This is a genomic window from Meiothermus ruber DSM 1279 (assembly GCF_000024425.1).
GTDB lineage: Bacteria > Deinococcota > Deinococci > Deinococcales > Thermaceae > Meiothermus > Meiothermus ruber.
Genome location: NC_013946.1, coordinates 1,141,961 through 1,163,295, shown reverse-complemented (window position 1 = coordinate 1,163,295; position 21,335 = coordinate 1,141,961). Strand labels below are relative to the sequence as shown.

The window sequence follows — 21,335 nt, the reverse complement described above, 5'->3', positions numbered from 1 at the left end:
TAAAACACCTAACGCTGTTGCAGGGTGAGGGTATAGACATACGAGCGGCTCTGGCCTGGGGCCAGGGTAAAGCGGATGCGGTAGCCCTCGGGGGTGCGCTCGAGGCCTTCCCCTTCCAGCGTAAAGGGCTGGGGCATCGCCTCTTGAATTTCGACCTCCACCGGATACGGCTTGGGGTTGCGCACGCTGGTGGTCACACGGAAGCGGTTGCGGGCCTGCTGCTCCACCTGCCGGGTGGCCCGGCCCTCGGGATCGGGGCCCAGCATCAAGGTCACGTTGTTGCCTTTGGCGGTATCGCTGGTGCCGGCCTGCCCCACAAACACCCCCTGCTCGCGGATGCTCACCACCCCGGCAGCCAGGTTTTCTGGTGCCACGAAGCGGAAACCCCGCATGAAAGCCAGCTCCCGCTCGGTGCTAAAACCCGTTTGCAAGCGCCACAAATACACCGGCTGTACTCTGGCCCGGATAAAGGGCAGCTCGGTCAGGCCGGGCTCGAGGGCCACCTCCCCGGGCAGGCGGTAGCGGTAGGTGCCGGCCGCCTCTCCCACAAACTCTGCTTCTGTAGCGTCGGCCATGGCAGGGGCGGCCTGCAGCATCCGGGCCTCGGGGCGGGAGGCCGGTACGCTGAACCCCCCCTCCAGCAAGGGCACGCTCCCGGCCACCAGCTCGGTTCGGCCCAAGCGCACGGAGTGGCCCAGCGCGTTGTTCAGGGTGGCCCAGCCCGTGAGTTCGCCGTCCTCGAGGGTGTAGCGCAGGCTCCAGGTGAGGGCTCGAGTCAGGTAGGCCAGCGTGGCCGCCCCTACCCCCTGGTAGCGGAAGGTAACCCTGGGGCCCGGCGCCGCGCTAAACCCACTGGGATCAGGGTAGGCCACCGTACCGGGCAGCCCCACCAGGTAGCGGCCCTCATACAGGTACAGATTCCGCTCGGCGCTCACCAAAGTGGCCCTGCGCCACTGGCCCTCCCAGTAAAACTGCACCTCCTTGCCCACGTAGGCCTGCAGGGGGTTCGGCTGGGCCGCCACCTGCACACGCCGCGACTGTTCGACCACCCCAATCAAGCGCAGGGTGCCCGGCACCAAACTCTGAAACAAAGCCTCGCCGGGCTCCCAGACCCATTCGTTGGGCGGTAGGGTTTGCGGCTGCCGCAGCTCGGCAAAACCCCTGTACACCAGGGCTTCCTGTGCCTGCACCACACCCAGCAGCGCCATCGTTCCTATCAGCAGTTGTTTGCGCATGGGCCTAGTAAAGCATTCCCCTCGCCCAGCGGGATGAGAGGAAGCTTATCAAGCCTTCAAGTGAAAAGAGCGCCCCAATGGGGCGCTCTTTTCGCCAGTGGCGCTTAGCTCAGGCCGGGGATATCGTCGCGGATGCAGGCCTTGAAGTGGCCGGGAGCGACCTCCTTGAGCTCCGGCACGGTGTTGGCGCACTCGGCGATGGCGTAGCGGCAGCGGGTGCGGAAAACACAGCCCGAAGGAGGGTTGATGGGGCTGGGGATATCGCCCTGCAGCACAATGCGTTCCCGCTTGATGGTGGGGTCGGGGGTGGGGATGGCCGAGAGCAGGGCCTCGGTGTAGGGGTGGCGCGGCTTGAGGTAGAGGTCGCGGGAGGGGGCCAGCTCCATGATCTTGCCCAGGTACATCACCGCCACCCGGTCGGAGATGTACTCCACCACCGCCAGGTCGTGCGCGATAAACAGGATGGTCAGGCCAAGCTGCTCCTTGAGGTCTTGCAGCAGGTTGACCACCTGGGCCTGAATGGAAACGTCCAGCGCCGAGACCGGCTCGTCGGCCACGATGAACTCGGGGCGCACCGCCAGGGCCCGGGCGATGCCGATGCGCTGCCGCTGCCCGCCGGAGAACTCGTGCGGGTAGCGCCGCACGTGGTCGGGGTTAAGGCCCACGAGCTGCAAAAGCTCGGCCACGCGTTCACTGCGGGCCTGGGCCGAGCCTTCCAGGTTGTGGATCACCAGTGGCTCGGCGATGATGTCCCCCACGGTCATGCGCGGGTTGAGCGAGGCGAAGGGATCCTGGAAGATGATCTGCATCTTGCGCCGGTAGGCCCGTAGTTGGTTTTTGGGTAGGTGGGTGATGTCCTGCCCGTCGAAGTAGATGCTGCCTTCGGTGGGTTCAATCAGGCGCAGAATGGTGCGGCCCACGGTGGTCTTGCCCGAACCGGACTCGCCCACCAGCCCCACCACCTCGCCCTTCTTCACCGCAAAGCTCACATCGTTGACGGCTTTTACATTTGCAACCACTCGAGACAGAATCCCGCCCCGGATGGGGAACCACTTCTTAAGGTTTTTGACCTCGATCAGGTTGGCCCTAGTGGTTTCAGGTGTAGCCACGCTCATGCTCCCACCGCCTCACCTTTTTGAATCTCAGCCCAGCGCACGCAGCGCACCATGTGCCCCTCCCCGGCGTCCTGTAGCACGGGGATATCGGCATCGCACAACCCCGGTTTGAAGAACTTGCAACGCGGGTGGAAGGCACAGCCCGGGGGCAGGTTGAGTGGGTTGGGTACGTTGCCTGGGATGGCTTCCAAGCGCTGCTGGTGCGTGGCTGCCAGGTCAAGCCGGGGCACCGAGTTCAAGAGGCCCATGGTGTAGGGGTGCAGGGGCTTCTTGAAGGTGGGCACCACATCGGCTTCCTCGACGGCTCGACCCGCGTACATCACCACCACCCGGTCGGCCATCTCGGCCACCACGCCCAGGTTGTGGGTGATGAACAGGATGCTCATGCCGATCTCCTCCTGGAGCTTTTTCATGAGCTCGAGGATCTGGGCCTGGATGGTTACGTCCAGGGCGGTGGTGGGCTCGTCGGCGATGAGGAGCGAGGGGTTGCAGGAGAGCGCCATGGCGATCATCACCCGTTGGCGCATCCCCCCCGACATCTGGTGAGGGTAGTTGGCCAGGCGCTTTTTAGGCTCGGGAATGCCCACCAGGTCGAGCATCTCGGCAGCCTGCTCGAGCGCCTCCTTTTTGCTTTTACCCTGGTGCAGCACGATGGCCTCGGCAATCTGATCGCCCACGGTGTAAACCGGGTTAAGGCTGGTCATGGGCTCCTGGAAGATCATGGCGATATCGTTGCCACGAATCTTGCGCATGCTGGCCTCGTCTTCTTTGACCAGGTCGCGCACCTTGCCGTCCTTGCCCCGGAAGAGCATCTGCCCCCCCACGATTTTGCCGGGCGGATTGGGAATCAGGCGCATCATAGCCAGGCTCGTGACCGATTTTCCCGAGCCCGACTCGCCTACCACCGCCAGGGTTTCGCCTTTGTCAATGTGAAAGGACACCCCGTCCACGGCCTTGACCACGCCATCGTCGGTAAAGAAGTGAACCTTGAGGTCTTTTACATCCACCAGCCGTTTCTCGTCCATTCCAACTCCTAAACACTGCAAACGCAGATTGTGCCATTATATCGCCAACTGGGTTGGCCTGGGCTAAGAGGTCTCGAGCTACACCTTGGTGCGGGGATCCAGGGCATCGCGCAGGCCATCCCCCAAAAAGTTATAGGCCAGCACCGCCAGCAGGATGAACAACCCTGGTATGAGAAGCCAGGGCCGCTCGGTGAAGGCCGTGATGCCGGTGGCCTGGGCCTTGGAAAGCATCAACCCCCAGGAGGTAGCAGGCTCCTGGATGCCCAGCCCCAGGAAGGAAAGGCCCGACTCACCCAGGATGAAGCCCGGAATAGCCAGGGTAACCGCCACAATCAGATAGGTGTAGGTGCCTGGTAGCACGTGCCGGATGATGATGCGGGCATCGCCAGCGCCCAGGGCCTGCGCAGCCTGGGCAAACTCCATCTCGCGCAGTTGCAACACCTGGCTGCGGATGATACGGGCCAGCCCACCCCAGTTCACAAAGGAGAGAATCGTCACCACCAGCACGAAGCGCACCGCCGGCGGCACTTCCATGGGAATCAGCACCGAGAGGATGATCAGCAAGAAGAGGTCGGGGATGGCCGCCAGCACCTCGACGGTGCGCATGATGATGGTGTCCAGGTCGAGCTCGATGCGGGGCCAGAGCAGAATGTAGCCGATTGCCCCTAGCAAGGCCGCACCAATCAAGGCTGCTATGATGGCCTCGAGGCCGCGGCTGCTCTGCCAGAAGCCCCAGATCGTAATCCAGAGCAGCCAGGCGATGCCCACCCAGGCCGAAAGCCAGAGCAAAGCCCTTGCCAGATGGCTTTTCCAGACTAAGGCGTACAGAATTCCCCCCAGCAGCACCAGCCCCACCACCAGACCCAGCGCACCCAAAGCCAGCGTGCTAATCCGCTGAAGATCGGGGCGGATGTAGTTCTGGTAGCCATACCCCATGGCAAACAGCAGGGCACCTATGAGCACCAACCCCACAGCCGCCAGCAAATGGGTATACCAGGGGCTACCCCGGATAAAAGCCCAGAATTCTGGGTTGAGGATCCCGATACTGAAGGTGACCGGACGACCGGCATAGTAGCCGGAGATACTGCCCATGAAAATGCCGATCACAAGGGCCAGGGCCACCGCAAAGATGCCAATGGTCAGGCTGATGCGCGCACCAAACCAGATACGGCCCCAGATGTCCCGGCCAAAATCATCGGTGCCCCACAGGAACAGCTTGGCCTTGTCTTCCAGCAGCCACGGCCCCCCCATCAGGCGCAGGTCGGTAGGGATCAGTCCTAAAAAACGATAAGGCTCGCCCTTTACAAAGAAGTATATGGGGTAGCGGCCCTTCTCGCAGTCGGTAATCACCTCCACCCTGAAGGTCTCGGGGTTCCGGCGCCGCTCGGAGGCGCACACATAAGGCCGGGTCAGACGCCCCTGCTCGTCACGCCAGAAAATCTGGGTGGGCGAAGCAAAAGTAAAATCGCGGAAGCTCTTCTCCTCTGGGTAGGGTGCCAGAAAATCGGCAAAAAGGGCTCCCAGATAAAACACCAGCAGCACCACCGCCCCCAGCCGGGCCAGGGGGTGCCGCTTGAAACGGATCCAGGCTTGCTGAAAAAAACTGCGGTTGGCCTGAGGGGTGGTATTTCTCTGCGCTCTTCGTAGCATGCCCTCCCCCTAGCTGTAGCGGATACGCGGATCCACCCAGGCCAGCAGCAGATCCGAGACCACATTGCCGATCATCAACAAAACGGTGGTAATGGTGATGAGGCCCATAATCACATAGATATCAATGGCCGAGATGGCCTCGAGCAGCGCCGGGGTGATTCCGGGCCAGGCCATGGTCACTTCCACCAGTCCGGCCCCACCGATCAAGCCCGGCAAAAGCCCCCCAATGCCAGCGATGAAGGGGATCACTGCGTTGCGCAGCGCGTGCTTGTAAATCACCACCCGCTCGTTCAGACCCTTGGCGCGGGCGGTACGGATGTAGTCCTGCGAGAGCACATCCAGCATCTGGCCCCGCATCACCCGCATCAGCCCGGCCAGCCCCGAGGTGCCCACCACAATCACCACCGGGAAGGCATGCCAGAGCACATTGGTGGCCCGGGCCCAGAGGGGCGACTCGGTGTAGGGCAGCCGTTCGGGCAAGCCCGGCCCCTGTATTAGGGGCGCCAGCATCAGCAGGGTGCTCATACCAAACAGCACCAGCCCCACCCAGATACCAAAGGTGGCGGCCTGCCCACGCCGGCTTCGCTGCCAGAAGAGCCCAGCAAAAACCAGGGTTCCTAGCAAAGCGAATGGGAAGAGAATCTGGGCCGCGCGGGTCAGGTTGCCCAGGTGAATAAACTCGGTGGTCATACCCCCAATAGGCAGGATACGCATATTGGTCAGATCGTTGAGCCAGACTGCCAGAAACAGCATGATCAGACCAAAGAAGAAGTTGGGGATGGCCAGGCCCAAAAAAGCCAGCACCGTAAAAGTGCGGTCGGGCCAGGTGTACTTGCGGATGGCCGAGTACACCCCGATGGGAATGGCGATCAGGTAGATCATCAGGGTGGCCAGCACCACCAGCACCATGGAGTTGAGGATGCGCTGGCCGATCACATTCCAGACATCGGTCTTGTAGGAGAGGGACAGCCCCAGATAGCCCTGCAGAATGCCGGAAAGCCACTTGGCATACTGCACCGGCAGGGGCTGGTCGAGGCCAAGTTGCTGGCGCAGGTTGGCGATGGACTCGCGGGTCTGGGTGGGATCGAGCTCGAGCCGGGTCACAAAATCGCCCGGGGCAAGCTGAATCACCAGAAACGCCAGCAGGGTAGCCCCAAAGAAGGTCGGGATGAGCTGGAGCAGCCTTCGTACGACGTAAGCAAACATAGAACCTCAGCATAAAGGCAAGGGGTGGTGGGCCACCCCTTGCCCCAGAAGGCGTTCACTCCTTAGCAAAAACGGTCTCGATGTACGGCGCCTGCCCGGTGATGGAGTTGATCTGCTCTTTGGGGAACATACCACCCAGGCGGGTCAGCCGGGCCGGGTTGTAGGCCGGTGCCACGGTGTAGATGATGGGCAGGTTCTCGGCCACCACCTTCTGGAATTGCACGTAGATCTGGCGGCGCTGGGCCTGGTCGAGGGTGGTCGCACCCCGCTTCATTAGGGTATCAATCAGCACCTCGAAGGCCTCGACCTTAGCCGGGTTTTTACCGCCGATACCCAGGTTCCACATGTGCAGGGGGCCGTTGAGCTCCCAGACGTTGCGGCTGAAGGCCGGCTCGATACCACCGGTCAGGCCGATCAGGATGGCGTCGAAGTCGCGGGTGCCGTCGGCGGCCGGGCTGGTGAGCTGGCGCACCAGTTCGTTGAAGTCGATGGGCCGGTACTCCACCTTGACCCCGATCTTGCGGGCCTCGTCGCGGAAGATCTGGGCGATGCGCTCGCGCACGTTGTTGCCCTGGTTGGTGACCAGGTTGAACTCCAGCACCTTGCCCTGGGCGTTCACCAGCCAGCCATCGCGGTTCTTGCTACGGAAGCCCAGCTCAGCCAGGAGTTGAGCGGCTTTTTGCGGGCTGAACTCGTACTTGACCACATCGTCGGTGAAGAAGGCCTTATTGGGGATGGAGATGGGGCTCCACTGGGGCTGACCCAGGCCGCCCAGGGCCACCTCGATCATGGACTTCTTGTCCATCAGGTGGGCCATGGCCCGGCGGAACTTCACCTGGCGGAAGAGGCTTTCCTTGAAGGGGTCTTTGTGGTTCCAGTTGAAGACGATGAAGTTGGTGCCAAGGGTTACGTCGGCGTTGGGGAAAATTTCAGCCCGCAGACGGTTGCCCCGGATGCGCTCCAGCACCTGGGCCACCTGGTCGGCGTTAGCAGCCGCAAAGGTGTCGGCCTCACCCGCCAGGAAGCGCGCGAGCTGGGCGTTAAGGTCGGGCACGACCTGTACGGTGTAGCGCTCGAGGTAGGCCACCGGGTTGTTGCGATCGTCCACCCCCCAGTAGTTGGGGTTTCGCACCAGCACCACCCGCTCGCCCTTGACGTAGCTGTCAAGCTTGAAGGGGCCGCCCGAGACCACCTGGGCCGGCGGGGTGTCCAGGTTCCACAGGGCCTGGAGCTGCTGCACGCCCGCGCGGTAGGCCGGGCCAAAGATGTGCTCCGGCGCAATGTACCAACCCTGGATCAGGGCCGGTGCGTAGGGCTTGGGGAAGTCGGCCCGCACCGTGTACTGATCTACTTTGGTCCAGCGGATGGGCTGCCCATCGAGGATGAAGCTGCTGCGTGCGTTGGAGTTGACCCGTTGATCGGCGTGCACGGTCGCGCTGAAGATCACATCGTCAGCGTCGATGGCCTGGCCGTCCGACCAGCGGGCCCCTTCACGCAGGCGGAAGATTACGGTCAGGCCGTTGTTGCGAACCTCCCACGACTTGGCCAGGTTGCCCTCAGGGGCCTGGGTGTAGGGGCTGTAGCCGGTAAGGGTAGGCAGGAACAGGCTGATGATATCGGTGGAAGAGGTTTCGCGGGCTACGAAGGGGTTCCAGGTGCGCGGGTCGGAGATCGCGGTGATGCGATAAGCTCCACCGGCACGACCCGGCTCGGTGCCCTTGAATACCTTGGGCTGGGCCAGGGCCAACCCGGCCAGGGCTAGCATTCCTAGGATCAAGAGTTTCTTCATTCTGTGCCTCCTACGATAAACAGTTCACCACCTTCGCTCTCTTTTGAAGAAAGCATCTAAGCGAGATGGACTTGGTACAAAGCTATAAAGCCATCATGCAGCTGTCAAGGCCCCGGGAACCCAATGCGGCCAGAATTACATCCACCAAACGGTGGATGCGTGGGGTCTATGGGTGTGTGGCCTATCAGAAAAAAACGTCCTGAACAGGTAAAGATCACCCGGCACCCTGGGCCATTGCCCCGAGTGGTCGCGTTGGTTTTAGGTGTATTGAAACGCTCACCAGAACACCGTGCACACACGACCCCGGTGGCCTCGTCAGACCATAGGTTTATCGTCGAATGCGCGCTTTAGCGGGTAAAAAAGCGGAAGGAGAAAGCCAGGGCCACAAAAAGCACCCCCAGCACCACGGTAATCCGATACAGGCCACCGGTAACCCCGCGGGTGCTGAAAAGGTCGGTCGAACCACCGAACATATCCCCAGCGCCCTGCCTGGGCTCCTGGGAAAGCACCAGGTAGACCAGCAACCCGGCTATGGCGATGTAAAAGAAAATTAGAACGTTTTGCAAGAACTCCACTTAGGGCCTCCGCTACAGGGGGATTGGTTGGTGCCGGGAATGGGACTCGAACCCACACGGCTGTTAACCGTCCGATTTTGAGTCGGGTGCGTCTACCAATTCCGCCATCCCGGCACGCTTGCAGCCACCTGGCCTATGGGCCAGCAAGTCTAAACTATAGTGCCTTTTGCTCGGTTTCGCAAGCCGATGCCCAAAAGCCCGGCCAGAACCACCGCCCAGTCTCCAAAGCGCACATAGGGGGTCTGGTGTCGCTGGGCGGCGAAGGCCCCCACCAGGTAGGCTGCTTGCCGCTGGGGTATGCGGGCGGTAACCCGCCCGTAGGGATCGATAATGGCTGTTACCCCATCGTTGCCCGCACGCAGCAGCCAGCGTCCGGTTTCCACAGCCCGCAAGCGGCCCATCTGGAAGTGCTGCAGGCCGCCAAAACTGGGGCCGTACCAGGCGTCGTTGGAGCCCAGTTCCAGAACTTCGGCGCCGGCCAGCACCAGCCTGCGCGTCACCGATGGGAACACCGACTCATAGCAGATGAAGGCCCCATATCGGCCCAGGGGCTGATAGGCCTGGCCAGGGGTACGGCTCTCCAATCCTTGAGGGAAGCCAAAGGCGCGGAAAAAGAAGCTGTACACCGGGTGCAGGGCCCCGCTCCAGGGAAAGTATTCGCCGAAGGGAACCAGGCGGTTTTTATCATAGTAGTGGGTAATCTGACCCTGGTACACCCGCACCACGCGGTTGGTTAGGCCGGTCTCGAGGCCGCTCAGCAGCTCGCGGTCGGCCAGCAAAGCCTCGAGCTCCGGTGCGAAGCCGGAAACGGCTGTTTCCGGCCAAACCACCACAGCAACACCCGGATGAGCCTGCAAGCCTTGGCGGGTGAGCTGTAGGTAGGTGGCCTCGGCTGAGAGGCCCTCGAGCTTCCGCAATGGATTGATGTTGCCCTGTACCAGCAGGGCCTGTTCGTTGCCCTGTGCGGCTGGCAAGGGCATCACCCACAAGCCGACCCAGAAGATGACCAGCCCAAGCAGGCCCAGGGTCGGAAAGGAGAAGACCACCGGGTCGGCCCACAACCGTCGCCAGGCCGCCTGTAGGCCCACCGCCACCCCCAGCACCACCAGCGAGAGCAGGTACACCCCGCCCAGGCTGGCCAGTATCCGTCCTGGGGCCTCGACCAGAGCGTAGCCTATAAAACCCCAAGGGAAAGCCACCTCACCCAGCGAGGTGAGGTATTCCTGCACCACCCAGAGCCCCGCGCGGCGCAGGGGCCGGCCTCGGCTAAGGCCAAAGACCACCCCCCAGAGGGCGGCCTTGATCAGCACCAGGGGCAGGTAGGGCACCGCACCCCAGGGGGTTTCGAACAGCGCCACAAAACTCAGGGGCAGCCAGACCAGGTGTAGGGCCCAGAACCCCAGACCGGCCAGAAAGCCAGCACCAAACCCCCCCCGGCCCAGCAGCCAGGCCAGGGGTAGAGGGGCCAGAATGCCCAAAGGAGCGGGCGGTAGGGCTGCAGCCAAGGCCATGCCGGATAGCAGGGACAACCAGCTCTGCACCACCCAATCATAAGCGGTATTATCTGTAGCGTCGGGATTAACGGTAAAAAATGGTTCGTCCGCAAAGCCCGCTCATGGCAGAATGAGAACAACATGCGACTCGGAATTATTGCCGAAATCCATGCCAATCTACCGGCGCTCGAGGCCGCCCTCGAGGCCTTGCGCAAGGAAGGGGTTGAACAGGTATTGGCGGTTGGAGATATAGTCGGCTACGGGCCCCATCCCCGGCAGGTGATCCGCAGACTCGACCGCGAGGGTATTCCCTGTGTGCCCGGCGCAGCCGACCTGCGGGTGGCCTATGCCCTGCCCGCGCCGCCGCGGGAGGGCATCGCCGAGACCACCATCATCTGGACGCGCGAGCAGCTCGGCCAGCGCGAACTACATTTCCTGCGCAACCTGCGCTCACGCCACCGCTACGACACCCCCGGGGGCCGCCTGATGGCCTTCCACGGCTCGCCGGAAGATCCAGAGAACAAAATTGACCTGAACGAAGCCCATCCCCAGGAAATTTTGAAGATGCTCGAGTCCATCCGTTCGCGCTACGCGGTGGTGGCCGGTAAACACATCCCCTTTCGCCGGGTGGTGCACAGGGGTGTGGTCTTCGATCCGGGCTCGGTGGGCCTGAGCCTGGGGGGTGAGCCGGGGGCCGACGTGCTGATTCTGGAGGACGATATCCACGGCGAGGTGCTCCACCGCTTCTTGAAACTACCCTACGACTACGGCCAGGTGACCTTCGACCTGGCAGCCTGGGAGCTACCCGAGGTGCTGGCAGAAGTGGTGCGGCAGGGGCGGTTTCCTCAGTAATACTCAGCCCTGTCTTTCCAGCAGACCCCGTGCCAATCCCGCCACCTGCAACACCGGGTCGCGGCGCAGCGGCTCAAGCGAAACAAAATCACCCAGCCGGGCCAGGGCTCGAGCGGCGGTGGCCCTTACCAAAGGATTGACGTCCTGGGCGGCCCGGCGCACCAGCGGCAGGTAGTCCGGGTTGCCCAGGTTGGCCAGCACCACCAGCGCGTTGCGGGCCATGCGGGTGCGGCCCGGACGCAGGAACACTGTTCCAGCGTATTTGCGTTCGAAGGCTTTTGAAGAAAGAAAGAAAAAGTCTTCCAGGTTGGGGTAGGCCAGCTCGGGTTCGGGGACAAAATCCTGCCAGAAAGACCTGGCCTTGCGGTTCCAGGGACACACCTCCTGGCAGATATCACAGCCAAACAGCCAGTCGCCAATGCCCGCCCAAAGCTCGCCCGGAATCGGGCCGCGGTGCTCGATGGTCCAGTAGCTGATGCAGCGCCTCGAGTCCAGGGTTCCGTCGCCCAGCAGGGCCTGGGTGGGGCAGTGGGCTACGCAGCGGCTGCACCGTCCGCAGCGGTTGGGGTAGGGCTCCGCGGGGGGGGCCTCGAGCGAGGTGAGGAGCACCGCCAGCGTAAGGTAGGTGCCCTCCCCCATCCGCATCAGCATGGCGTTGCGGCCAATCCAGCCCAGGCCCCCCAGCGCGGCATAGGAACGCTCGGACAGCGGGCCGGTGTCCACGTAGCCCTTGGCCTGCGCCCCCAGGCGCTGGGCCAGGTGCTCGAGGGCTTCCAGGTGGGGTTGCATCAAGCGGTGATAGTCACGCACCCAGGCGTAGCGGGCCACCCGACCCAGGCGGAGACCGCCGGGGGGTTTGGGAGGCGGCGGGTAGGCGTGGGGCGCAGCCAGCACCAGCACGCTGCGGGCCCATGTAAAGCGCTGGGAGGGGTTAAGCCGGGTTTCCAGGTTCCGGGGCAGGTAGGCCATCCCAGCCTGCTTGCCTTCGGCCAGCCAGTCGCGGTAGCGCTGCTGGGTTTCCTGCGGCAAGTCCAGGCCGGCCCAGGCGGTTAAAAAGCCCCGCTCCTGCGCTGCTTGGGTAAGCGCTTCAGCCACCTGCACACGCCAATTGTCTGGGGTTCAACAGGTAAATACAAGCCAGGAAGCCCGCTGCATACATTTGGTATACCGTGCTCTACAATAGCCGTTGTGAGTGTGAGCGCACCGCGTGACTTTTTTGCGGAACAAGGGGTTGAGCCCCTCACGGCCCAGGGCTACGCCCGGGAGGCTCGAGCCCAGGCTTTCCCCTATCTGAAGACCCTCTCGGAACGGGTGCTGGTCTACGACGGGGCCATGGGGACGGAGATATTCAAGTACAACCTGGGCGACGCCGACTTTGGTGGGCCCCAGTACAACGGCTGCCCGGAAATTCTGAACCGCACCCGGCCCGACGTGATTGCCGCCATTCACCGGAGCTACCTCGAGGCCGGCGCCGACGTGATCGAGACCAATAGCTTCGGCTCCATGCCGCACGTGCTGGCCGAGTATGGCCTCGAGGCCGAGGCCGAAGACCTGGCCTATGCCGCCGCCCAGATTGCCCGCAGCGAAGCCGATAAGAAGTCGGCCGAAAAACCCCGCTTTGTGGCGGGGTCGCTGGGGCCGGGCACCAAGCTCATCTCGCTGGGGCAGATCGGCTGGAAAGAGATGTTTGAGTCGTACCGCACCGCCGCCCGCGGCCTGATCCGGGGCGGGGTGGACCTGCTGATCATCGAGACCTGCCAGGACGTGCTGCAGGTGCGCTGCGCGGTGCTGGCCAGCCGCCAGGCCATGCAAGACCTGGGGCGGGAGGTGCCCTTGCAGGTGCAGGTCACCTTCGAGGCCACCGGCACCCTGCTGGTCGGCAGCGACGACGGGGCGGCCCTGACCGTGCTGGAAAGCCTGCCGGTGGACGTGGTGGGCATTAACTGCGCGGTGGGCCCCGACCTGATGGACAGCCACATCCGCCATTTCTGCCAGCACAGCACCCGCTGGGTGGCCTGCCTGCCCAACGCCGGGCTGCCCCGCAACGAAGGGGGCCGGGCCGTCTTCGACCTGACCCCCGCCGAGCTGGCCCGCTGGCAGCTCAAGTTCGTGCGGGAGTACGGGCTGAACGTGGTGGGGGGGTGTTGCGGCACCGGGCCGGAGCACATCCGGGCCCTGGTCGAAGCGCTGGGGGGTTGCCACACCCCCCCGCTGCGCAGCAGCCAGCAAGCGCAGACCCCTTCCCCCTTGGGCCAGGTGGCCAGCCTCTACCAGAGCGTGCCGCTGCGGCAGGACACCGGCATTCTGATCGTGGGGGAGCGCACCAACGCCACGGGCAGCAAGAAGTTCCGCGAGCTGTTGTTTGCGGGCGACTTCGACGGCATGGAGGCGCTGGCCAACGAACAGGTGGCCGAAGGGGCCCACGTGCTGGACGTCTCGGTGGCCTGGACCGGGCGCGACGAGGTGCGCGACATGCGCGAGGTGCTCAAGCGCTTTGCCACCAGCGTGCCGATCCCCATCATGGTGGACACCACCCAGCCCGAGGTGATGGAGGAGGCCCTCAAGCACCTGGGGGGGCGGGCCATTCTGAACTCCATCAACCTGGAGGACGGCCTGGAGAAGTTCGACCGGGTGGCGGCCTTAGCCAAGCGGCACGGCGCGGCCCTGGTGGCCCTGACCATTGACGAGGACAAGGAAGCCGGCATGGCCAAAACCGTGGAGCGCAAGGTGGAGATCGCCCTGCGCATCTACGAGCGGCTGACCCAGGTGCACGGCATCGCGGGTGAGTCCATTCTGTTCGACCTGCTCACCTTCCCCATCACCCAGGGCGACGAGGATACCCGCAAGCTGGCCCTCTGGACCATCGAGGGCATCCGCCAGCTCCGCCAGCAGCTTCCCGAGGTGGGCTTTATTCTGGGCATCTCCAACGTATCGTTCGGGCTCTCACCGCAGGCCCGGGTGGTCTTGAACTCGGTGTTTCTGGATGAGTGCATCCGGGCCGGCCTGACCGCGGCCATCCTGAACGCCGGGAAAATTCTGCCCATCAACCAGATTCCCCAGGAGCAGTACCAGCTGGCCCTGGACCTGATCTACGACCGGCGGCAGTTTGGGCCCGCCGGCGAGGTGATCCACGACCCGCTTTTTGCTTACGTCGACTACTTCGCCAAAAACAAGGTGGACAAGGCCCAAGCCCGCGACCCGCTGGCCGGCCTCGAGCTCGAGGAGCGCCTCAAGAAGCGCATCATCGAGGGGCGCAAGGTGGGCCTCGAGGCCGACCTGGAACAGGCCCTGGGAAAGTACAGCCCGGTGGAGATCATCAACCAGATTCTGCTGGAAGGCATGAAGGTGGTGGGCGATCTGTTCGGTGCGGGCAAGATGCAACTGCCCTTCGTGCTGCAGGCCGCCGAGACCATGAAGGCTGCGGTGCGCTACCTCGAGCCCCGCATGGAAAAGCTCGAGGGCGTTCACAAGGGCACCATGGTGATCGCCACGGTCAAGGGGGACGTGCACGACATCGGCAAGAACCTGGTGGACATCATCCTCTCCAACAACGGCTACAAGGTGATTAACCTGGGCATCAAAAAGCCCATTGAGGAGATTCTGGCCGCGGTGGAGGAGCACCGGCCCGACGTGGTGGGGATGAGCGGGCTCCTGGTCAAAAGCACCGTGGTGATGAAGGAGAACCTCGAGTACATGGCGGCTCGAGGCATCAGCCTGCCGGTGGTGCTGGGTGGGGCCGCGCTCAACCGGCACTACGTGGAAAACGACCTGCGCCGGGTATACACCACCGGCCAGGTTTATTATGCTTCCGATGCCTTCGATGGCCTGCAGCTCATGGAAGAGCTGACCGGGCATGCCCCGCCCCGCCTTACCAGCCGCGAGGTGAGCGGCCACAAATACAAAACCGCCTATGAAATCTTGCAGGAGAAGCTGATGGCCGGTTCAGAGTACATCCCTTCCAACACCCCCCCCGCCCCCCGCATCCCCAGGCCGCCCTTCTGGGGCCGCCGGGTGGTGGACAAGAGCGAACTGGAGATTGGGGTCATCTCCCGCTACGTCAACAAAAACGCCCTCTTCCGCGGGCAGTGGGGCTTCCGCAAGGGCGAGATGAGCCAGCCCGAGTACGAGGCCTACCTCGAGCGGCTGGCCGAGCCCATGTTCGAGGAGATGGTCTTGCAGGCCATGGCCGAGGGGTGGCTCGAGCCCGCAGTGGTCTACGGCTACTGGCCGGTGGCCTCGGACAAAAACGAGCTGATCGTCTTCGACCCCGACTCGGGGGCCGAGCTGTTTCGTTTCAACTTCCCCCGCCAGATGGGGGCCGGCTCGCGCCATCTGTGCATCGCCGACTTCTTCCGCCCCCGCCATGCCCCTCCCATCGGGGACGAGCAGGGCTGGTTCCCGCCGGCGGCCTGGGCCAACGGGGCGCGCGACGTGCTGGCCGCCCAGGTGGTCACCATGGGCCGCAAGGTCTCGCAGGTGGCCCAGGAGCTATTCCAGTCCGATGCTTACCAGGACTACCTCTATCTGCACGGCTTCTCGGTGGAGATGGCCGAAGCCCTGGCCGAGTACTGGCACAAGCGCATCCGCCAGCAGCTCGACATCGCCCAGGACGACGCCACCAGCTTAGAAGAACTCTTCCGCCAGGGCTACCAGGGCAGCCGCTACAGCTTCGGCTACCCGGCCTGCCCCCGCCTGGAAGACCAGAAGTATCTGCAAGAGCTTTTGCAGTGGCAGGAGATTGGGGTGGAGCTGAGCGAGGAGTACCAGCTTCACCCCGAGCAGTCCACCAGCGCCATTGTGGTGCACCACCCGGCGGCCAAGTATTTCAATCTTTAGTTTCCGCCAGCAGCGCCTCGAGCCGGCCCAGGTGGGCCTCGAGCGCCTCGGGGGTATCGGCCCGCAGGGTGATGTGCCCCACCTTGCGCCCGGGGCGCACCTCTTTGCCGTACCAGTGCAGGTGGGCCCCCGGAATTGCCAGCACCCGCGCAAAGTCGGGCTTCAGGCCAATCAGGTTCAGCATGGCCGCCTGGCCGCGGGGGGCGGTGGAGCCCAGCGGCAGGCCCAGAATGGCCCGCAGGTGGTTTTCAAACTGGCTGGTCTCGGCCCCCTCGAGGGTCCAGTGGCCGGAGTTGTGCACCCGCGGGGCCATCTCGTTGGCCCAGAGGGTGCCCTCCACCTCGAATAACTCGATGGCCAGCACCCCCACGTAGTCCAGCGCCTCCATCACCCGTGTGGCGATACGCTCGGCCTCGTGCTGCAAGCGGGCCGGGGTGGCCGGGGCGGGGGCCCGGCTTTTGCGCAGGATACCCCCAGCGTGGTGGTTCTCCACCAGCGGGTAGAAGGCCACCTGGCCGCCTCTACCGCGCACCGCCAAGATGGAAAGCTCGCGCTCGAAGGGCACGAAGGCCTCCAGAATCAAGGGCTGCCCACCCAGCTCCTGCCAGGCCGCCTCGAGGTCGGCGGGTGAGCGCAGGAGCCGCTGGCCCTTGCCGTCGTAGCCCAGCCGCCGGGTTTTGAGCAGGGCCGGCCATCCGGTGCGCTCGAGGCCGTCCAGCAAGTCGTTGCGCGTCTGCACCGGGTAAAACAAAGGCGTGGGGATGCCCAGTTCCTGAAAAAAGGTCTTCTCAGCCACCCGATCCTGGGCCACCTCCAGCGCCCCGGGCGGGGGGTACACCGGCCGGTGCTGGGCCAGCCGGGCCGCCGCCGCCACCGGTACGTTCTCGAACTCGTAGGTCAGAAGCGAGAGCCCCTCGGCAAACCGGGCCAGCGCCCCTTCGTCGGCATAGTCGCCCACCACCAGCTCGGCCAGTTGGCCCGCCGGGGCCTCCGCCGTCGTGTCAAAAAACTTGAAGCGCAGCCCCAATGGATACCCCGCCAGGGCCAGCATGCGCCCGAGTTGTCCACCACCCAGAACCCCTATCTGCACGCCTATAGCCTACTTTAGGTTGGAGAAAGGGCCAACCCGTTGCTTTCTAGTCGGGCCTAGCCTTCCAGCCTCGGCAGGGAAAGCAGCGGGTGATCGAGGGGTTGCGACGGCGGCCAGTCGGCGGCCGGCACCGGCTGGCCCACCAGATAACCCTGTACCAGGTCGCAGTCGTTTTTGCACAACCACTCGAGCTGCTCCTGGGTCTCAACCCCCTCGGCCACCACCTCGACCTCGAGGCTGTGGGCCAGGTCAATGGCCGCGCGAATCAGCTTCTCGTCGCGCACGCTGGTGCCCAGGTAGCTGATAAAGCTACGGTCTATTTTGAGGCGGTCGAGGGGTAGTTGGCGCAGGTAGCCCAGCGAGGCTTAACCGCTGCCAAAGTCGTCGATGGCAATCTGAACCCCCAGGGCCTTGAAACCCTCGAGGGCCGCTCGAGCCTGCTCGGGCTCACGCAACAAGACGCTCTCGGTGACCTCGAGGGTCAGCCACTGGGGATCCAGCGCTGCATCTTTCAGCAAGGCCAGCAGTTCCCGCATCACCTCGGGCTGCACCAACGACTGGGTCGAGAGGTTGATGGAAAGGCGGTACAAATAGCCCCTCTCATGCCAGAGCTTGAGCTGCATGAGCCCTTTTTGCAAGGCCAGCCAGTCCATCTGTTCAACGAGATGCACCTCTTCGGCCAGGGGCACAAACTCCGATGCCCGCAGTATTGTTCCCTGGTAAGGCCAGCACAAAAGCGCCTCGGCTTCCTCTATGCGCCGCTCCCGCAGATGCCAGATGGGCTGGTACAGCAGTTGGAGCTGCTGTTCCTGGACGGCTTTGCGCATGGCCGCCTCAAACTGGAGCCGTTCTTCGGTATAGGGGCTTTTGGCCGGATCATACACGACCACCCGGCTGCCCGAGCCCTTGGCCTGGTACATGGCGATATCGGCCACCTTGAGCAGCTCAACAAAAGTGCGGCCATCCTTGGGAAAACTGGCGATGCCCACGCTCACCCCCAGGCTGGGCAGCTTGTGGGCAGGGTTGCCCGCACCCAGCGCACTGCGAATGGCCCTGGACATGCGCGAAGCCACCTGCCGGGCCTGCTCGGTATCGGTGTTGAACAGAATGCAGGCGAACTCGTCGCCGCCCAGCCGGGCCAGCATATCCTCCGCGCGCAGTTGCTTGCTCAACACCTGCGATACCTCTACCAGGAGTTCATCGCCCACATCGTGGCCCAGGGTGTCGTTGACCGTTTTAAAGTTATCGAGGTCGAGGTACAGGAGGCTGACCGGTATCTCCCGCTGGCTTGCCCTGGACAGCAGTTCCTCGGCCGCCCGGCGCAAAGCCCGGCGGTTGGGCAGCTTGGTGAGCTCGTCGTGGTAGGCCATGTACTCCACATAGGCCTGCTGCTGCTTGCGCTCGCTGATATCGCGCATCCCCACCACAATGCCCTGTAAGGCCTCCGCGTCATCCCATACGAAGTTAACCAGGCTCTCGATCCAGACCACGTGGCCATCTTTGTGCTTACAGCCGCACTCGGTGGAGTAGACCCGTTTTTCCCGGATGGCCTGCAAGCCCCGCCGCCGGATCTCAGCCCATTGGGCCTTACCGGCCAGCATGGAAATCGGCTTACCCACCAGTTCTTCCGGGCGGTATCCCAGAATCTGCTCAACCGAAGGGGTCACGTACTGCACCCTGGCCAGGGGATCCAGCAGCACCACCACGTCGCGAATGGAGTTGGTGATCTGGCGCAAGCGGTACTCCCGTTCCCGCAAGGCCTCCTCAGCCTGGCGGCGCTCGGTGACATCCCGGCCGCTTACCACGCTGCCCACAAGCCTTCCCTCCCCATCGTAGATGTAGGTAACCAGGGTGTCGATCCAGACGTAGTGCCCCTTTGCGTGGCGATAGCGGCCCTCGAGCTGGTACGAACCGGCGCCGGCCAGGCTCTGTTCAGCCAAACGCATGGCTTTCTCGCGGTCTTCGGGGGCCAGATAATCGAAGGCCAGTTGGCCCAGCATCTGCTCCGGGCGGTAACCCAGCAGGCGCTCAACCGAAGGCGTCAAGTAGCGAAAGTAGCCGCGCGGATCGGTCAGGGCCACCACATCCTGCATGGCGTCGGTGATCTGCCGCAGCATCTGCTCGCTCTGGCGCACGGCCTGCTCGGCTCGGTATCGCTCGGTCAGGTCGCGAATCCCGGTGACCGCACCCCGATCCAGGCCCTTCTCGTCAAACAGGAATTTGATGGAGGCCTCCATGTAAAGCTCGCGGCCATCCGGGCACACAAACACAAAGCTCGACTGTGCGGTAGGGTTTTCGGGTGTGGCGGCCGCCGAAAGCTCCTTAAAGCGCCTGGACTGTTCGGCGTCGAGCAGCTCGTAAGCCGAGCGGCCCACCAGCGCCTGGGGGTGAATTCCTGTCACCTTTTGCACCGAAGGGGTAATGTAGCGAACGATGGCGTTCTCGTCGGTCAGGAGCACGATATCCTGCATGGCATCGGTCACCTGACGGAGCATCTGTTCGCTTTTGCGCAGTTGCTCTTCGGCCTCGCGGCGATCCTGGATCTGCCGCGCCCCCAGCACCATCCGGATAGGGTTGCCCTCGAGGTCGTAAACAAAATCAAGCTGGGTCTCGAGCCAGACCCTCGAGCCATCCTTGTGGCGGTGCTGGTACTCCAGCCGCAGTGGCCGTCTCCCCTCCCGCGCAGCCCGTACTGCCTCCAGTACCCAACTGTGGTCTTCTGGTTCAAAAAAATCGAAAGCGCTGCGGCCCACCAGCTCCTGCGGGTCGTAGCCCAGCACGGCCCGCACCGAGGGGGTGACGTACTCAATCAGGCCTTTGGGATCCAGCATCATGACCACATCGCGCATGGAATTGGCCAGCTCGCGCAGGCGCTGCTCGCTTTCCCGCACGGCCTGCTCGGCCTGGTAGTGCTCGGTAACGTCACGGATGCCCACCACAGCCCCCTGGAACGCCCCCTTTGCTGAGAACAGGAAGTTGATGGAGGCCTCTAAAATCCGCCGCTGGCCGTCGGGGCGTTGGTAGGAAAAGCGCGCCCGGTTCGTGTGGTTCTGGGGCGTCGCTTCGCGGATCATTCGTTGGAAGATGCGCTGCTGCTCGGGATCGAGCAGGGTAAACACCGAACGCCCTTCCAGTTCCTCTGGCCTCCAGCCGCCCACAGGGTACATCGAGGGGGTGGTGTACTGAATCCGCATCTCTGCATCGGTCAGCAACACCACATCTTGCACGGTCTCGACGATCTGGTGAAGTATCCTCTCGCTGCGCAAACGCCCCTCTTCGGCCCGTTCAATGGCCGTAATGTCCTGACCAATGGAGGTGGCGCCCACCACCCGCCCGTGCGCATCGCGTGCCAGGGCATTCCTCCAAACCACCTGCCGAAGCTCACCGCTGCGCGTCCGGATGGCGTTCCTGTGCTGGGGCATGATGGTTTCCTGGGCCATTTGTTGCTCAAACAACGCCCTAAGACCTTCCTCCTCAGGCACGAACAGTTCAAACCAGTTACGGCCAGCCACCTGCGGCCAGCTCCAGCCGGTGAGCTCGAGCAAATACCGGTTACAAAAGACGATGCGGCCCTCGCGGTCGAGCCTGACCATCAGCAGTTCCAGGTTCTCGAACCAAGTTTCGGTTCGACGCTCGCCAGCCCAAACGCCCCACCGCCAGCACAGCCAGACCAGCAGCAACAAGGCCGCCAAGGACACCCCCCACAGGCGGGCCACCGCACCCCACACCACCAGGGACGCAGCCAGCAGCACCACCACCGGCCAGGCCCAGTCCAGGGGGCGTTTGCTCTTGCTCACCTCGCTTAGTCTAGTGCATTGGGTTGAAAAATTATGCCCAAATTTCTCTTTAATTTCGCTTTATTAAGAGCTTTATCGGGCGGTGCGGGGATCCGGCTCGGCCAGCACCGCCTCCATCTGGGTCTTACGGAACCGCTCGAGGGCTTCTTTGCAGCGGGGATATTTATTGGCCAGGATGCTGACCGCCAGCAGCGCCGCATTAATCGCGCCGGCGCGGCCAATCGCCAGGGTACCCACCGGCACCCCAGCCGGCATCTGCACGATGGACAGCAGCGAGTCCAGCCCTTTGAGGATTCTGGACTCCACCGGAACCCCCAGCACCGGCAGGCGGGTCTTGGCCGCGGTCATGCCCGGCAGGTGCGCCGCGCCCCCGGCCCCGGCAATGATGACCTCGAGGCCCCGCGCCTCGGCCTGTTCGGCGTATTCAAAAAGCAAGTCCGGAGTCCGATGGGCCGAGACCACCCGCACCTCATGCGGCACCTGTAGCTGCTCTAAGACCTGTGCAGCGTGCTGCATGGTTTCCCAGTCCGACCTCGAGCCCATAATCAGGCCCACCAAAGGATGACGAGGTAGCTCCATGTTGGCTCAGTTTACCGCGGCCTGCAAAAAAGCTGTTATTCCCCAGGGTATTGGTCAGTTTAGCAAAAAACCACCATGACGCAACCCTGTTTT

The 21,335-nt window shown here is 63.5% G+C and carries 13 protein-coding genes, 1 tRNA gene and 1 pseudogene; 2 read left to right on the top strand and 13 right to left on the bottom strand.

Annotated elements, in window-relative coordinates; translation table 11 throughout:
• Nucleotides 1-8: 8 nt before the first annotated feature.
• From MRUB_RS05815 to lnt, 9 genes are all read right to left on the bottom strand, one after another.
• The gene (locus MRUB_RS05815; protein WP_013013430.1) at nucleotides 9-1,235 is read right to left on the bottom strand and encodes a DUF4139 domain-containing protein; all 1,227 of its coding nucleotides are present in this window, start codon (nucleotides 1,233-1,235) and stop codon (nucleotides 9-11) included.
• Nucleotides 1,236-1,339: 104 nt separating this feature from the next.
• A complete protein-coding gene (locus tag MRUB_RS05810) occupies nucleotides 1,340-2,350 on the bottom strand; it encodes an ABC transporter ATP-binding protein (protein ID WP_013013429.1) in 1,011 nt (336 codons plus the stop codon).
• Nucleotides 2,347-3,375 (bottom strand): ABC transporter ATP-binding protein, encoded by a 1,029-nt coding sequence (locus MRUB_RS05805; RefSeq protein ID WP_013013428.1) that lies wholly within the window; start codon nucleotides 3,373-3,375, stop codon nucleotides 2,347-2,349. The genes MRUB_RS05810 and MRUB_RS05805 overlap by 4 nt, the downstream gene beginning before the upstream one ends.
• 78 nt (nucleotides 3,376-3,453) lie before the next feature.
• On the bottom strand, nucleotides 3,454-5,025 hold the full coding sequence (locus MRUB_RS05800) for an ABC transporter permease (protein WP_013013427.1): 1,572 nt from the start codon (nucleotides 5,023-5,025) through the stop codon (nucleotides 3,454-3,456).
• A 9-nt stretch (nucleotides 5,026-5,034) separates the two neighbouring features.
• A complete protein-coding gene (locus MRUB_RS05795) occupies nucleotides 5,035-6,231 on the bottom strand; it encodes an ABC transporter permease (protein WP_013013426.1) in 1,197 nt (398 codons plus the stop codon).
• Between the two features lie 55 nt (nucleotides 6,232-6,286).
• Nucleotides 6,287-8,020 (bottom strand): ABC transporter substrate-binding protein, encoded by a 1,734-nt coding sequence (locus MRUB_RS05790; protein WP_013013425.1) that lies wholly within the window; start codon nucleotides 8,018-8,020, stop codon nucleotides 6,287-6,289.
• Nucleotides 8,021-8,367: 347 nt separating this feature from the next.
• Nucleotides 8,368-8,595 (bottom strand): preprotein translocase subunit SecG, encoded by a 228-nt coding sequence (gene secG / locus MRUB_RS05785; protein ID WP_013013424.1) that lies wholly within the window; start codon nucleotides 8,593-8,595, stop codon nucleotides 8,368-8,370.
• 28 nt (nucleotides 8,596-8,623) lie between these two features.
• A tRNA-Leu gene (locus MRUB_RS05780) sits at nucleotides 8,624-8,709 on the bottom strand.
• Between the two features lie 35 nt (nucleotides 8,710-8,744).
• On the bottom strand, nucleotides 8,745-10,106 hold the full coding sequence (gene lnt / locus MRUB_RS05775) for an apolipoprotein N-acyltransferase (RefSeq protein ID WP_241476973.1): 1,362 nt from the start codon (nucleotides 10,104-10,106) through the stop codon (nucleotides 8,745-8,747).
• A 123-nt stretch (nucleotides 10,107-10,229) separates the two neighbouring features.
• On the opposite strand from lnt, the gene MRUB_RS05770 reads away from it, so the two are divergent.
• Nucleotides 10,230-10,940, top strand: a complete 711-nt coding sequence (locus MRUB_RS05770) for a metallophosphoesterase family protein (RefSeq protein ID WP_013013422.1) — start codon at nucleotides 10,230-10,232, stop codon at nucleotides 10,938-10,940.
• 3 nt (nucleotides 10,941-10,943) lie between these two features.
• Here the strand turns inward: MRUB_RS05770 and queG are convergent, their stop codons facing one another.
• Nucleotides 10,944-12,041, bottom strand: coding sequence for a tRNA epoxyqueuosine(34) reductase QueG (queG, locus tag MRUB_RS05765; protein WP_013013421.1), 1,098 nt, complete (start codon nucleotides 12,039-12,041; stop codon nucleotides 10,944-10,946).
• A gap of 87 nt (nucleotides 12,042-12,128) precedes the next feature.
• On the opposite strand from queG, the gene metH reads away from it, so the two are divergent.
• Nucleotides 12,129-15,776, top strand: coding sequence for a methionine synthase (gene metH, locus MRUB_RS05760; protein WP_013013420.1), 3,648 nt, complete (start codon nucleotides 12,129-12,131; stop codon nucleotides 15,774-15,776).
• Here the strand turns inward: metH and MRUB_RS05755 are convergent.
• The 3 genes and pseudogenes from MRUB_RS05755 to purE form a co-directional block, all read right to left on the bottom strand.
• Nucleotides 15,766-16,866 carry a 5-(carboxyamino)imidazole ribonucleotide synthase gene (locus MRUB_RS05755; protein ID WP_013013419.1) on the bottom strand — a complete coding sequence of 367 codons (1,101 nt, stop codon included), beginning with the start codon at nucleotides 16,864-16,866 and terminating at the stop codon, nucleotides 15,766-15,768. The genes metH and MRUB_RS05755 overlap by 11 nt on opposite strands.
• A 56-nt stretch (nucleotides 16,867-16,922) precedes the next feature.
• Nucleotides 16,923-20,564: pseudogene (locus tag MRUB_RS05745) on the bottom strand (sensor domain-containing protein).
• A gap of 171 nt (nucleotides 20,565-20,735) precedes the next feature.
• Nucleotides 20,736-21,242 (bottom strand): 5-(carboxyamino)imidazole ribonucleotide mutase, encoded by a 507-nt coding sequence (gene purE, locus MRUB_RS05740; protein ID WP_013013418.1) that lies wholly within the window; start codon nucleotides 21,240-21,242, stop codon nucleotides 20,736-20,738.
• Nucleotides 21,243-21,335: the final 93 nt, after the last annotated feature.

What these genes read in the sequence shown, in the direction of transcription:
- MRUB_RS05770 (WP_013013422.1), top strand. Translation starts at nt 10,230, where the DNA reads ATGCGACTCGGAATTATTGCCGAAATCCATGCCAATCTACCGGCGCTC.
- purE (WP_013013418.1), bottom strand. Translation starts at nt 21,242, where the DNA reads ATGGAGCTACCTCGTCATCCTTTGGTGGGCCTGATTATGGGCTCGAGG.
- MRUB_RS05800 (WP_013013427.1), bottom strand. Translation starts at nt 5,025, where the DNA reads ATGCTACGAAGAGCGCAGAGAAATACCACCCCTCAGGCCAACCGCAGT.
- MRUB_RS05795 (WP_013013426.1), bottom strand. Translation starts at nt 6,231, where the DNA reads ATGTTTGCTTACGTCGTACGAAGGCTGCTCCAGCTCATCCCGACCTTC.
- lnt (WP_241476973.1), bottom strand. Translation starts at nt 10,106, where the DNA reads ATGGCCTTGGCTGCAGCCCTACCGCCCGCTCCTTTGGGCATTCTGGCC.
- MRUB_RS05815 (WP_013013430.1), bottom strand. Translation starts at nt 1,235, where the DNA reads ATGCGCAAACAACTGCTGATAGGAACGATGGCGCTGCTGGGTGTGGTG.
- MRUB_RS05805 (WP_013013428.1), bottom strand. Translation starts at nt 3,375, where the DNA reads ATGGACGAGAAACGGCTGGTGGATGTAAAAGACCTCAAGGTTCACTTC.
- MRUB_RS05790 (WP_013013425.1), bottom strand. Translation starts at nt 8,020, where the DNA reads ATGAAGAAACTCTTGATCCTAGGAATGCTAGCCCTGGCCGGGTTGGCC.
- MRUB_RS05810 (WP_013013429.1), bottom strand. Translation starts at nt 2,350, where the DNA reads ATGAGCGTGGCTACACCTGAAACCACTAGGGCCAACCTGATCGAGGTC.